This window comes from Saccharopolyspora erythraea NRRL 2338 (assembly GCF_000062885.1).
Classification (GTDB): domain Bacteria; phylum Actinomycetota; class Actinomycetes; order Mycobacteriales; family Pseudonocardiaceae; genus Saccharopolyspora_D; species Saccharopolyspora_D erythraea.
The window spans coordinates 3,522,439-3,536,113 of record NC_009142.1 but is presented as its reverse complement, the minus strand read 5'-3'; the positions used below and the strand labels follow the sequence as shown (position 1 = coordinate 3,536,113).

At 71.3% G+C, this 13,675-nt stretch carries 10 protein-coding genes and 1 pseudogene; 9 read left to right on the top strand and 2 right to left on the bottom strand.

Going from position 1 to position 13,675, the window contains the following annotated elements; translation table 11 throughout:
* The first annotated feature begins 118 nt into the window (after positions 1 to 118).
* Positions 119 to 463 (top strand): NUDIX domain-containing protein, encoded by a 345-nt coding sequence (locus tag SACE_RS15495; protein WP_009945623.1) that lies wholly within the window; start codon positions 119 to 121, stop codon positions 461 to 463.
* A 256-nt stretch (positions 464 to 719) separates the two neighbouring features.
* Positions 720 to 1,475, top strand: a complete 756-nt coding sequence (gene hutC / locus SACE_RS15490; protein ID WP_231850014.1) for a histidine utilization repressor — start codon at positions 720 to 722, stop codon at positions 1,473 to 1,475.
* 111 nt (positions 1,476 to 1,586) lie between these two features.
* Here the strand turns inward: hutC and SACE_RS40155 are convergent.
* Positions 1,587 to 1,686, bottom strand: a pseudogene (locus SACE_RS40155) (IS5/IS1182 family transposase); the annotation flags it as partial.
* A gap of 280 nt (positions 1,687 to 1,966) precedes the next feature.
* On the opposite strand from SACE_RS40155, the gene SACE_RS15485 reads away from it, so the two are divergent.
* From SACE_RS15485 to SACE_RS15465, 5 genes are all read left to right on the top strand, one after another.
* Positions 1,967 to 3,352: an amino acid permease gene (locus tag SACE_RS15485; protein ID WP_009945626.1), complete on the top strand. Its 1,386-nt coding sequence runs from the start codon at positions 1,967 to 1,969 to the stop codon at positions 3,350 to 3,352.
* A gap of 58 nt (positions 3,353 to 3,410) precedes the next feature.
* Positions 3,411 to 4,634 carry an isocitrate/isopropylmalate family dehydrogenase gene (locus SACE_RS15480; protein WP_009945628.1) on the top strand — a complete coding sequence of 408 codons (1,224 nt, stop codon included), beginning with the start codon at positions 3,411 to 3,413 and terminating at the stop codon, positions 4,632 to 4,634.
* Entirely contained in the window at positions 4,589 to 5,401 is an 813-nt protein-coding gene (locus tag SACE_RS15475) for an SAM-dependent methyltransferase (RefSeq protein ID WP_009945629.1), read from the top strand. Before SACE_RS15480 ends, SACE_RS15475 begins: the two co-directional genes overlap by 46 nt.
* Before the next feature lie 295 nt (positions 5,402 to 5,696).
* On the top strand, positions 5,697 to 6,455 hold the full coding sequence (locus SACE_RS15470) for an ABC transporter ATP-binding protein (RefSeq protein WP_173401349.1): 759 nt from the start codon (positions 5,697 to 5,699) through the stop codon (positions 6,453 to 6,455).
* Between the two features lie 6 nt (positions 6,456 to 6,461).
* Entirely contained in the window at positions 6,462 to 8,939 is a 2,478-nt protein-coding gene (locus tag SACE_RS15465) for an ABC transporter permease (RefSeq protein ID WP_009945631.1), read from the top strand.
* Between the two features lie 37 nt (positions 8,940 to 8,976).
* On the opposite strand, the gene SACE_RS15460 is transcribed toward SACE_RS15465, so the two are convergent.
* The gene (locus tag SACE_RS15460; protein ID WP_011873957.1) at positions 8,977 to 10,398 is read right to left on the bottom strand and encodes a serine/threonine-protein kinase; all 1,422 of its coding nucleotides are present in this window, start codon (positions 10,396 to 10,398) and stop codon (positions 8,977 to 8,979) included.
* A gap of 653 nt (positions 10,399 to 11,051) precedes the next feature.
* Between SACE_RS15460 and SACE_RS15455 the strand changes: the two genes are divergently transcribed.
* Positions 11,052 to 11,408: a hypothetical protein gene (locus tag SACE_RS15455; RefSeq protein ID WP_009945634.1), complete on the top strand. Its 357-nt coding sequence runs from the start codon at positions 11,052 to 11,054 to the stop codon at positions 11,406 to 11,408.
* A gap of 146 nt (positions 11,409 to 11,554) precedes the next feature.
* Complete coding sequence (locus SACE_RS15450) at positions 11,555 to 12,748, top strand: cytochrome P450 (RefSeq protein WP_009945635.1); 1,194 nt, start codon at positions 11,555 to 11,557, stop codon at positions 12,746 to 12,748.
* Positions 12,749 to 13,675 lie beyond the last annotated feature (927 nt).

Genomic DNA, 13,675 nt, shown 5'->3' with positions numbered 1-13,675 from the left:
TGTTTCTCCGATCTCGCGTCGCCCTTGTCGACGACATGTCATCCCGCGGGGTCACTCCCCATGATTCACCCGCTTCGCCCCGTCCGACGACGACCCGACCGCGTCTAGGCTCGTCCTCATGCGCAAGCGCTTCCAGGTCGTGCCGTCGGTGTACGTGCTGTTCCGCAGCGGGGAGCACCCGGGTCAGGTGCTGCTGCAACTGCGGCGCAACACCGGCTACATGGACGGCCACTGGGCGTGGGGCGCGGCCGGGCACGTGGAGAAGGGCGAGCCGGTCACCGAGGCGGCGCGCCGGGAGGTCGCCGAGGAGCTCGGCATCGCGGTGGCACCCGATGACCTCGTCCCGCTCACGGTCATGCACCGCACCAAGCGCGGCCGGCCGATCGACGAACGCGTCGACTTCTTCTTCGAATACCGGCGGTGGGACGCAGCCGCGCCGGCTCGAGCCGGACAAGGCGGCTGAGCTGCGGTGGTTCCCGCTGGACTCGCTGCCCGACTCCACCGTTCCGCACGAGCGGCTGGTGCTCGACCGCCTCCGCGACCACGACCTGCCGCTCGTCCTGCAGTACGGCTTCTGACACGACGATTCCGTCCACTGTGGCGCCGCACCAGGCCGAACCGCCGCGTCGAGCCGAACCGCCTCGTCAGCCCTACCGTGCCGCCCGGCCGGATAGACTCGCCCGGACGGACGTGACCGAGCAGCCGGGCGGTGATCCAGTGTGGCCATTGACGCGATGGACGTCGCCGCGCTGTTCAGGGCGAGCTCACCCGGAGCCGCCCCGGCCTACCAGCGGCTCAAGGACCTGATCGTCGAGCAGGTGAGCAGCGGCCGGTGGCCGGAGGGCGAGTTGCTGCCGTCGGAGAGCATGCTGGTGCAGTCGCTGGGGCTCTCGCGGATGACGATCAACCGCGCACTTCGGGAGCTGAGCGCCGAGGGCGTGGTCGTGCGCCACGCGGGCGTCGGGTCGTTCGTCGCCGAGCGCAAGGGCAGCTCGGCGCTGGTGGAGGTCCGCAACATCGCCGACGAGGTGAGCCGCAGGGGGCACCGGCACCGGACCGACGTCCTGCTCGTGCGGGAGGAGCCCGCCGACGCGAGGGTGCACGGGCTGTTCGGCATCGCGGAGGGCGGCCCGGTCTTCCACTCGCGGATAGTGCACTTCGAGGAGGACGTGGCGATCCAGCTGGAGGACCGGCACGTCAACCCGGCGCTGGCCCCCGACTACCTGGCCCAGGACTTCACCGAGCGCACGCCGAACGACTACCTCTCGAGGATCGCGCCCCTGGGCCGGGGTGAGCACGTGGTGGAGGCGGTGCTGGGCACCGCGGAGGACTGCGCCGCGCTGGGCATCGACGCTTCCGAGCCCTGCCTGCTGATCCACCGCCGCACGTGGTCGGAAGGCGTGCTGGTCAGCGCGGCGAGGCTGCTGCACCCGGGTTCGCGGTACCGGCTGGAGGGCGCCTTCGACCCGCAGTGACCGGCGGGGCTGCCTCGCGGCTCACCACTCCGGGTTCATTTCAGAAAGCGTGGGCGGGGAGTTCTGCTGCGAGGATCATGCAGTCGGCATTGGAGGAAGCCGTCGTGCAGGTCGTCGCAGGCTTGCCTGCACCCCGGCCTGTTGCCACTCGGCCAACCGCCGCCAGCAGGTCGAGCCGAATCCGTATCCCCAGCTCCTGCGGCAGAAACTCCCGTCAACCACGTCCGCCACCACTCCGAACCAAGATCTACAACCCACGGAGTTCGGCCGGCGCTCGCTGCCACCGCCCCTTGACGCAGATGTATATACAGGACTATACAGTTGCTCACTCGTCCGGCTGTGCCGTGGCGCACACTCCAGGCGTGCGCCGGCCCGGTCCCGGACGTTCGGTCGCCACACTCCAGGGGTCGCCCGGTCACCGCCCGAGCACCGGTCAGGACCGCGGAGTCGCAACACGACGGGGAACACCGCCGTTCCCGGAGGAGGACACGTTGAAGGCAGCCACGGCGGCGCTGAGCAGGGGGCTCAACGCGCGGCACATCCGGTTCATCGCGCTGGGCTCGGCGATCGGCACCGGCCTCTTCTACGGCTCGTCGGAGGCCATCGCGCAGGCGGGCCCGTCCGCGCTGCTGGCATACCTGATCGGCGGCGCCGCGGTCTACCTCGTGCTGCGGGCGCTCGGCGAGATGGCCGTCAGCGACCCGGTGCCCGGGTCGTTCGGCGAGTACGCCAGCAGGCACCTCGGAAGGCTGCCCGGCTTCGTGACCGGCTGGACCTACACCTTCGAGATGGTCATCGTCTGCGTGGCAGACGTGACCGCCCTGGGCGTCTACATGGGCTTCTGGTTCCCCGACGTGCCGCGCTGGATCTGGGTGCTCGGGGCGCTGCTGGTGATCGGCCTGGTCAACCTGCTCAGCGTCCGGGTCTTCGGCGAGGTCGAGTTCTGGTTCTCGCTGGTCAAGATCGCCGCGATCATCGCGATGATCGCCGGCGGCATCGCGCTGATCGCCCTCGGCAGCGCGCACGGCGGCGCGGTCGGGGTGAGCAACCTGTGGTCGCACGGCGGCTTCTTCCCCAACGGCGCCGAGGGCTTCGTGCTGTGCTTCGCGGTGGTGATGTTCGCCTTCGGCGGCACCGAGATCATCGGCATCACCGCGGGCGAGGCCGAGCAGCCGGAGCGGACGATCCCGCACGCGGTCAACACCGTCCCGGTCCGGGTCCTGCTGTTCTACGTGCTGACGCTCGGGGTGATCATGTCGATCACGCCGTGGCAGTCGATCAGCTCCTCGGGCAGCCCCTTCGTGCAGATCTTCGAGGGCCTGGGCATGACCTCGGCGGCCGCGGTGCTCAACGTCGTCGTCATCACCGCCGCGCTGTCGGCGATCAACAGCGACATCTTCGGCGCGGGCCGGATGATGTACGGCATGGCGCAGCGCGGGCAGGCTCCCGCGATCGTGGCCAGGGTGTCCCGCAACGGGGTGCCGTGGATGACGGTGGTGATCATGGTGGTGGCGCTGCTGGGCGGCGTGCTGCTGAACTACCTGATCCCCGAGCGGGTGTTCGTGATCATCGCCTCGATCGCCACCTTCGCCACCGTCTGGGTGTGGCTGATGATCCTGCTCTCCCACGTCCGGTCGCGGCGCCGGATGAGCGCGGAGCAGACCGCGGCGCTGAAGTTCCCGGTGCCGTTCTGGCCCTACGGGCAGTACCTCACGATCGCGTTCATGCTGGGTGTGTTCGTGCTGCTCGCCTTCGGCGAGGACACCCGCGTGGCGCTCGTCGTGGGTGTCGTCTGGCTGCTCCTGCTCGCCGTCGTGCACTGGATCTGGGTGCGGCCTCGCAACGCCGACGAGGTGCCCGCCGCGGTGGAGAGCTGACCGCCGCGGGCAACGCCGCCGCGGCGGTCAACAGGGTGGCTGTCGAGAGGAGACCGAGTTGAACGCACCGCACGCGCTGGACATCGCGGTGATCCCCGGCGACGGCATCGGCCCGGAGCTGGTCCGCTCCGCCGTCGAGGTCCTGCGGGCCGCCGCCGGGCGGGACGTGGAGCTGCGGTTCACCAGCGAGGACGCCGGTGCGGACGCCTTCCGCCGCACCGGGTCCGCGATGAGCGCCGCGACGCTGGAGCGCATCCGCACGCGCTACCACGGCGTGCTCAAGGGGCCGGTGGGGCTGCCCGGCGTGCGCCACCCCGACGGCACCGAGGCCGGGCTGCTCGGCGGCGTCCTGCGCGGCGGGCTCGACACCTACGCCAACGTGCGCCCGATCGCGCTCCTGCCCGGCGTCGACGCTCCGCTGCGCGGCACCGCCGTCGACTACGTCATCGTGCGGGAGAACACCGAGGGCCTGTACCTGTCGCGCGGGCGCGGTGTCGGCAACGACCGCGCCTGCGCCGACCAGCTCCTGATGACCCGGCACGGCGTCGAGCGCGTGGTCGTCCACGCCTTCGAGCTGGCCACCCGGCGCACGGGTGCCCCGGCCGACGGCGTCCGCCGCGTCACGTGCGTGGACAAGAGCAACGTGTTGCGCAGCTTCGCCTTCTTCCGCGAGGTCTTCGACGAGGTCGCCACGAGGTACCCGCAGGTCGAGGCCGACCACCGCTACGCCGACGCGGCCGGGCACGACCTGGTCGCCGACCCGGGCCGCTTCGACGTGCTGGTGATGGAGAACTTCCTCGGCGACATCCTCAGCGACCGTCGGCGGTCTGGGCATGTGCCCGTCGGGCAACATCGGCGCGGACGCGGCGTACTTCGAGCCGATCCACGGCAGTGCGCCCGGCATCGCGGGCCAGGACAGGGCGAACCCGACCTCGCAGATCCTCGCGGGCGCGATGCTGCTGGAGCACCTCGGCCACCACCGTCCGGCCCGGCGCGTCCGCACCGCCGTGGCGGCGGCGTACCGCACCGGGGCGATCCGGCTGGCCGGAGGATCACCGGTGCACGGCACCGAGGCCGCGACCCGCGCCATCGTCGAGGCGGTTCACGGCGCCTGACCCGCCCGCGGTACGGCTTCCGGCGGCACAGCGTTCCTCCACACAGCCCAGGACCTGGGGTTTTCCGCCGTGCCGAAGTCCGCGGCGATATGATCTCCACCGGTCGAGGAGGGTGGTACCGGTGCCGAACGAGGCTTCCCAGGCGTTTCCGAGCGAGCAGCCGCTGAGCGGCACCGACAGCAGCGTCCCCCACTCGGCGCGGATCACCAACTACTGGCTCGGGGGCAAGGACCACTACGCCGTCGACCGCGAAGCGGGCGAGCGCTATCGGCGGACGTTCCCCGAGATCGTCGACATGTCGCTGGCGGGCCGCAAGTTCCTCGCGCGCGCCGTGGGTTTCCTCGTCGACAGCGGCATCCGGCAGTTCCTCGACATCGGCACCGGGCTGCCGACGGCCGACAACACCCACGAGCTCGCCCAGCGGCGCGCGCCCGAGAGCCGCATCGTCTACGTGGACAACGACCCGATGGTCCTCGCGCACGCCCGCGTGCTGCTCACCAGCACGCCGGAGGGGGCCGCCGACTACCTGGAAGCCGACCTGCGCGAACCGAAGGCCATCCTCGACGGCGCGGCGCGGCTGCTGGACTACCGCGAGCCGGTGGCCGTGATGCTGATGGGCGTGGTCGGCCACATCGCCGACGACGACGAGCTCCGCGGCATCATCGGGGAGCTGCTGGACGCGGTCGTGCCCGGCAGCTACCTGCTCGTCGGCGACGGCACGAACCTCGCGCCCGAGCAGGTCAGCGCCCAGGACACCTACAACGAGAGCGGCACCGAGCCCTACCGCCTGCGCAGCCCGGAGCAGCTCGCGTCGCTGTTCGACGGCCTGGAGCTGGTTGAGCCCGGCCTGGTACCCGCGGCGCGGTGGCGGCCGGAGGACGACGGCTCGCCGAGCGAGGTGGTCTCGCGCTGCGGTCTCGCCCGCAAGCCCTGACCAGCGACATCGCCGCGGCGTCGGCTGCTCCGTCCACTCCGGACCACTCCCGCTCGCCTTCCCGCGCATGAGCGGCTTCACATCCCGGCCGAAGTGATTCGCACACACCGGACACTTCGATCAACTAGCTTGTGAGCTGCTTTCCGCACGTCGAACTTCCTGGGGGACTCACATGACCGTGCCACCGGTCAACCAGGGCGCACCACAGGCGCCCGCCGCGCCCGTGCCGGGCGCACCGCACGCGGGCGCTCCGGCCGGGCAGATGCCTCAGCCCGGCGCCCCGGCCGGCAGGCCGATGTCCCCGCCGGGACGGCCCGTGCCGGGCCCGCCGCAGTACGCGACGGCTGCCACCGGTCTGGTCAAGGTGTACGGGTCCGGCCCGGCGGCGGTCCACGCGCTGGGCGGTGTCAACGTCGGTTTCCCGCGCGGGCAGTTCAGCGCGATCATGGGCCCGTCGGGATCCGGCAAGTCGACCCTGATGCACTGCCTGGCCGGGCTGGACGTGGCCACCCAGGGGCAGGTGACGCTGGGCGGGATCGCACTGACCGGGATGCCGGACAAGCAGCTCACCCAGGTGCGCCGCGACCGCGTCGGGTTCATCTTCCAGTCGTTCAACCTGCTGCCCACGCTCACCGCGGAGAAGAACATCCTGCTTCCGCTGGAACTGGCGGGCCGCAAGGCCGACCCGCAGTGGTTCCAGACCATCACCCAGGCGCTCGGGATCGCCGAACGGCTGCGGCACCGGCCCAGCGAGCTCTCCGGCGGTCAGCAGCAGCGCGTAGCCGTGGCCCGCGCGCTGGTCACCCGGCCCGAGGTGGTCTTCGCCGACGAGCCGACCGGTGCGCTGGACTCCAAGTCCGGCACGAACCTGCTCAACTTCCTGCGCACGTCGGTCAACCAGTTCGGCCAGACCGTGGTGATGGTGACCCACGACCCGGTGGCGGCCTCCTACGCCGACAGCGTCACCCTGCTCGCCGACGGCCACATCGCGGGCCGGATCGAGCGGCCCACCCCGGAAGCGGTGCTGGACGCGCTGCGCAGGCTGGGCGGCTGATACCCGATGCTGCAGAACACGCTCAACCAGCTGCGCGCCAACGTCGGCCGGGTCTCGGCCGCGGCGCTGGCGATCGTGCTCGGGGTGGCCTTCGTGGCGGCCACGCTGGTGTTCACCGGCACCCTCGAAAGCTCCACCTCGCGCGCGGTGGCCGCACCGGAGCTCGCCGCCGACCTGGTGGTGGGCACCGAGTCGGAGAGCTTCCGCAGAGGCGACGCCCAGAAGGTGGGCGCGGTGCCCGGCGTGGCCGTCTCGCAGTTCCGCTACAACGACAACGCCGAGACCTTCTGGAACGGCGGCAGCGGGTACTCGTCGGTGTTCGTGGTACCGCCCGACCCGCGGTTGCAGTGGTTCTCCCTCGCCGAGGGCAGGTTGCCCGGTGCGGGCAACGAGGTGGCGCTGGACAGCGTCGCCGCGCGCAGCGCGGGACTCGGCGTCGGCGGCACCATCACGGCCAAGACGCTGAGCTACGACACCGGAGAAGTCCAGACCGAGTTCCGGATCACCGGCCTGGTCGACACCGGCCGCACGCTGGTCACCGGTGGTTCGACGCCGTCGCTGTTCGCCGCCCCCGCCAAGCTGGAGGAACTCGGGCTGGTCAGCGTCGGCGGCATCGACGTGCTGGTCGACGAGGGAGCCGACGCCGAGACCGTGCGCTCGGCGATCGGCGAGGCGATGGGGCCGGGCTTCTCGGTCAAGACCGGTGAGCAGCGCGCGAAGGAGGCGGCCGATCAGCTCGGCCCGATGTCGGCGGTCATCAACGCGATGCTGCTGCCGTTCTCGGCCATCGCGCTGTTCGTGGCAGGGTTCGTCATCGTCAACACGTTCTCCGTGCTGTTCGCCCAGCGCAGCCGCCAGTACGCGCTGCTGCGCTGCGTCGGGGCGAGCCGGTCGCAGATCCGCGGTTCGGCGCTGCTGGAAGCGCTGATCATCGGCGCGGTCGCCTCGGTCGCGGGCACCGCGTTCGGGGTGTTCGTCGCGGCGCTGGTCGGCTGGCCGCTGGGGTTGACGAAGTCGGCGGTGGACTTCGGCTCGCTGGGCATCACCGCGCTCTCGCTGCTGGTGCCGCCGGTCGTCGGAGTGCTGGTGACGCTGCTGGCGGCGCTGGCCCCGGCGGGGCGCGCGACGCGCGTCAGCCCGCTGGCGGCGCTGCGGCCGGTGGTCGAGGCGTCGGTGGCCAGACGGATGGGCCGGGTGCGCCTGGTGTTCGCGCTCGTGCTCTCGGTCATCGGGCTGGCGCTGCTGGTGGCCGGGGCCTTCGGCGGTTCGCTGGCGATGGCCGTGCCGGGCGCGCTGCTGGCCGCGATCGGTGTGCTGCTGTGGACACCCTCGCTGATCCCGGCCGTCGCGACGCTCTTCGGCGGGCTCTTCCGGTTCGCCGGTCCGACCGGCGTGCTGGCCACCGGCAACGCGGTGCGCAACCCCTACCGCGCGGCGTCCACGAGCACGGCCCTGATGATCGGCGTCGGTCTCATCGTCACGCTGCTGACCGGGACGGCGACGGCCCAGGAGACGGCCACCGCGCGCGTCGACGAGCGGTTCCCGGTCGACGCGATGGTGACCAGCGAAACCGGCGCCCTGCCGCCCGAGGTCGTGCAGAAGGCGCGCAACCTCGACGGTGTGGCGGCCGCGATGGAGCTGCGCGCCGCGGACGTGGAGATCGACTACTCCAGCCACCGCGTGCTCGGGGCCGACCCGGCGAAGTTCCGCGACATCGCCCGGCACGGCGGCGGCGTGCTGAAGCCGGGCACGGCGCTGATGAACCCCACCGACCTCGAGTACAGCGACGTCAAGGCCGGTGAGCAGCTTCGGATCCCGGCCCGCGACGGCGGCACCGTGCCGGTCCGGCTGGTGGCCAGCGACCTGGCGCAGGACGACCAGATCGTGCTGGCCGAGTCGGACCTGGCGAAGATCGCACCGGACGCGCAGGTGAGCGCGGTGTGGCTGCGCGCGGACGACTCGGTCGACACCAAGGTGTTCGTGGACGACCTGAGCGGCTTCTACACCGGCTCCGGCGGCGGATCGGTGCAGTTGTCGGGCGCCGCGCCGATGCGCGCGCAGATCGGCACCGTGCTCGACATCATGCTGTCGGTGGTCACCGGGCTGCTCGGCGTCGCGGTGATCATCGCGGTGGTCGGCATCGCCAACACCCTGGGCCTGTCGGTGCTGGAACGGGGTCGCGAGTCGGCGCTGCTGCGGGCGCTCGGGCTCACCCGCGGCCAGCTCCGCGGCACCCTGGCCTTCGAGGCGGTGCTGCTGGCGCTGGTCGGCGCACTGCTCGGAGCGGTGCTGGGAGTGCTGTTCGCGTGGGCGGGCGCCACGGCGCTGTTCGGGCAGCTCGGCTTCGAGTCGAGCTTCCACGTCCCGTTCGGCAGGCTGCTGCTGGTGCTCGGCTGCGCCGTGCTCGCGGGGGTGCTGGCCTCGGTGCTGCCCGCGCGCCGCGCGGCCAGGGCCGCCCCCGCCGAGGCGCTCTCCGACGAGTGAACCCGGTGGTCGGGTGCCTCGCGCACCCGACCACCGCTCACTGGGCGATCGGGAAGTAGTCGGTCCAGGGCGTTTCGGCGACGCGCTTCTTGGCGTCCCACAGCTCGACCTGGAACCGCCCCTTGCCCTGCTCGCTCAGGTCGAACTTGCAGTCGATCGGCCCACCCTCGCTCTTGAGGTCCTTGCACTCCTCGGTGCGGCCGTAGTCCGTGGCGAGGTAGGTGCGGATCCACATGCCGTCACGCGCGGTGTCGTGGGCGTAGAGGTGGTCGCCGTTCGGGTCGAAGCAGCCGACTCCCCGCTCCTTGCCCTCGAACACGATCGTCCGGCACTGCTTGGTGCCACCCGGCGGCTTGGGGGACTGCGACGACGGTGGCGGAGCGGGCGGCGGCAGCTGCGGCGCGGAGGGCAGAGCAGTCGGAGACGGTGCGGGCACCGACGTCGTCGACGACGTCACGGGCTGCGGCGGAGCCGGCGCGGACGTCCGCGGCGCGGTCGGTTCGGCCGGGACCGGGCTGCCCGCCTCGGTTCGCATCGCGGTCAGCGCCAGCGCCGTCCCGGCACCCAGCACGACGACCGCGCCGGCACCGGCGACGACGAAGCCCCACCGCCTCGACCGGCGCGCGGGCTCCGGCGCGGACACCGGGAACATCGTGGTGAGCGCCTGCCGCGCGGCCCTGGCCAGCTCACCGGCGCTGGAGAAGCGCTCGGCGGGGTTCTTCGCCATCCCCCGCGCCACGATCCGGTCGAACTCGCGCGGGACGTCGGAGCGTGCGGAGCTGGGCAGCGGCGGCTGGTGGTTGAGGTGGGCGTTGATCAACGAGGCCGCGGTGTCGCCGGAGAACGGCTTGGCGCCGGTCAGGCACTGGTACAGCACGCACGCGAGGGAGTACACGTCGGCGCGGTGGTCGACCGGCGCGTCGTCGAAGCGCTCGGGCGCCATGTAGTCCAGCGTGCCGACCGTGAAGCCGGTGGAGGTCAGGGTGCCCGCCTGCACCGAGTGCGCGATGCCGAAGTCCACCAGGTAGGCGAAGCCGCCATCGCCGAGCAGGATGTTGGACGGCTTGACGTCGCGGTGCACCAGCCCCTCGGCGTGGGCGGCGTCCAGCGCCCGTGCGACCTGCTCGATCACGCCGACCGCTTCGGCGGGCCGCATCGGCCCCCGCGACGCGAGCAGGGAACCCACGTCCCCGCCTTCCACCAGGCGCATGTCCAGGTAGAGCCGGCCGTCGATCTCACCGTAGGCGTGGATGGGGATCACGTGCGGTTCGCGCAGCCGCGCGGCCGCATGGGCCTCGCGCTTGAACCGCTCGCGGAACTCGTCGTCGGCGGCGAGGTTCTCCGCGAGGAGCTTCAGCGCCACCACGCGGTCGTGCCTGGTGTCGTACGCGCGGAGGATCTCACCCATACCCCCGCGCGCGATCAACCCCTCAACCCGATAGGGCCCGAACTGCCACATACGGTTGCGCTACCCCTCCGTGCCGACCTCGTCCGGGCATCCTATGCGGCCACCCCCACTCCCCCGCACATAGCCGTTGACCAGCGCCGACGCGATAACACCCGGTGCCGCGCACTCGATCTGGAGCCCTGGCGGTTCACGGCCGTACCGGGGACGTACATGGCGGGAACGAGGGCTTTCGGACCGCGTCAACCGGCAGAATCGCCGCCGTGGGAGAGGACGCGAAACCGGGGAGAGCCCGCACACCCGGCAACAGCGAGAGCGGAATCGGCCACGCAAATGGCTCCAACGACTCGCTGTGGCCGCCGCACTCGGCGTGGCACTGTGGTTCGGCCTCTGGAACACCCTGGAGAACCGGATCCACCGGCAGGATGAGTTGTGGGGGCGATCCTGTGGTGGGACCGGGCCGGAAAGGGTCTCCAGTTCGTCGCCGGCCTCGTCGTGCTCATCGACATCTACGGCCCCAAGCGACTGGAAGCCCTGCGGGATCGATCCGCTGACCGCGCCGAAAGGAGCATGCACATAACGACAAGCCGATCCTGTGCCCTCAATGCCGGTATCTGCCACTCGACGCGGAAAACCCTCCGGCCCCCGTCCTGCTCTGGGAGTGCGAACACGGCGGGCCGTCCTTCGACAGCCACATCGACGAGTTCATGCGCCGGCGTGCAAGCCGCGAGGAACGCGTAGCGCGCCGGATCTTCGCCGACCACTACAACTCCCTCAGCATTTCCTCGTTCGTCGCGTCGGTGCCGGCCGTGCCGGCGCCATTCGGACTGGGGCACCTACTGGGCTTGCCCGACCTCGTCGTGTACATCATCGCCATCGCAATAGCCTTCGCGCTGGTCGCCACCCCGGCGCGCTACGCCCTGCCGTTGTGGCTCACCGCGAAGTGGTGGAGAACGGCTTCGGCCATCCTCGCGCATGGGAAAATGGCGAACGAACACGTGCTGCGCAAGTCGGCTCCGTGGGTGTTCATCGTCGGCTTCTTCTTCGACGCTCTGGCGAGCTGACCAGCAGCAGTGCCTGCTCCCGCAGCCGGTCCACACCCCGTCTTGCGCCCGGACCGATACCGCGATGCAACCCAAGTGGATCTTGCTCTCTGACACAGTCTAGGAATCTCGGTACCAACACCGGCCGTGGAAAGGACCAGACCCGGATGCCGACCGACAGCACGGACGCACGCAAGATCGACCGCGGCGAGACCGAGGGAGGCTGTCCGGTGCACCGGCGGCCCGACGGTGTGTGGGAGGTCCGCGGCTACGCCTCCGCGCGGGCCGTCCTGCGCAGCACCGACACCGTCCAGGCCGGGCTCGGCGTCGAGACGGTCGAGAAGATGCCTTCCCGCATCCGCCGCCCCGTCCTCTACCGGGACGGCACCGAGCACCGCGAGCACCGCAGGCAGACCGCCAGGTACTTCACGCCGCGCAGGGTCGACGAGCACTACCGCGACATCATGGAGCGGGTCACCGACGAGCAGCTCGCCAAGCTGCGGGCCGACGGCCGGGCACAGCTTTCCGAGCTGAGCTTCCACCTGGCGATCGACGTGGCGTCCTCGGTGATCGGGCTGACCGAGAGCAAGCCCGGCATCCAGGCGCGGCTGGAGCGCTTCTTCCCGGAGGAGTTCGGGGAGCCCGGCTTCACCAGCATCAACGGGATCTACTGGATCTTCCGGCAGTTGCGCAACTGGCTGGGCATCTACCTCGGCGACGTGCGGCCCGCCGTCCGCGCCCGCAAGCGGCGGCGGCAGGACGACCTGATCTCGCACCTGCTGGACGAGGGCTGCTCGTCGGCCGAGATCCTCGGCGAGTGCATCACCTTCGCCGCCGCCGGGATGGTGACCACGCGGGAGTTCGTCAACCTCGCCGCCTGGCACCTGTTCACCGACGAGGCGCTGCGGGAACGCTACCGGTCCGCCGAAGAGGCGGAGCGGCTGGAGGTCCTGCACGAGCTCCTGCGCCTGGAGCCGGTCGTCGGGCACCTCCGGCGACGCACCAACGCCGAGCTCCGCGTCCCCGACGGCGACTCCGAGGTCACAGTCCCGGCCGGTGAGGTGGTCGACATCGTCGTCAGCGCGACCAACCTCGACGAGCGCGTGATGGGTGAGCAGCCGGCGAGCCTGTGCCCCGGCCGCGAACTGTCCGACGGTGCTTACGCGCACGGCATGTCGTTCGGCGACGGCGCGCACAAGTGCCCCGGCGCGCACATCGCCATCCTGGAGACCGACACCTTCCTCCGGAAGCTGTTCGCGTTGCCGGGCGTGACGATGGAGACGCCGCCGCGCGTGACGTTCAACGACGCCATCGGCGGCTACGAGCTGCGCGACCTCGTGGTGTCGGTGTCCGCGAACTGACCGCAGGCAAGCCCCGCCACGACAGAATTTCCCGGTGGTCGGCACCCACAACGACTTCGGCGCGACGGTGCACGACGGTCACGTGGCGCAGGCGGGCCGCATCGACCAGGTGGTGCTCGCCGCTCAGCCCCGGCAGGCGCTGAGCGGCCTTCCCGCGACTCCGGCCGAGTTCGCGGGGCGAGCCGCCGAGCTCGACGCACTGCTCGCGCTGCTCGCCGGGCCATCCGCAACGCCGGCTTCCCCTTCCCCCGGCCCACGACTGCCCCCGGGCACGTCCTCATCACGGCGGTCGCCGGGCTCGCCGGTGTCGGCAAGACGACGCTGGCGCTGCGCGCGGCGCACCAGGCGTGCGACAACGGGTGGTTTCCCGGCGGTGTTCTGTTCCGCGGCCTCCGGGGGCACGACACCGCGGGGATGGTCGACGGCGGGGCGGCGCTGGCTGCACCCGGGGAACCGGGCGCTGGTCACCAGCCGCAACATGCTCGCCGACCTCGCCGGGGCCCGGCACTTCCGGCTGGCCGTGCTCACTCCTCGGGATGTGCTGGGCCTTCCTCGTCGAGTGCCTGTGCCAGGCGCTCGAGTTGCACCGCGAGTCCGGTGACCGGTACAGCGGGGGCATAGGCTGTTCAACCTCGGACTGGCGCACCTGGCGGCCGGTAGCGCCATTCCCTGGTCGCCGAATGCTGGACCCACGCCCGCGATGCGTTCTCCGACTGCGGGGACGACCGGGAGTCCGCGCGGGTTCGACCGCAACTGTCAGCGCTTCTGCCGAACCTCGAAGCTTCAGCCGACATACCACCAACGGCGCGATAGACACCCGTTCGCCCACGGCACGAAGCATCGATCACATCCGCACAACCCCGGAGCCCGTGCACCGCGGGTTCATGCCCGCTGGGCCGGTTCAGCGATGCTGTTCTCACGATCGTG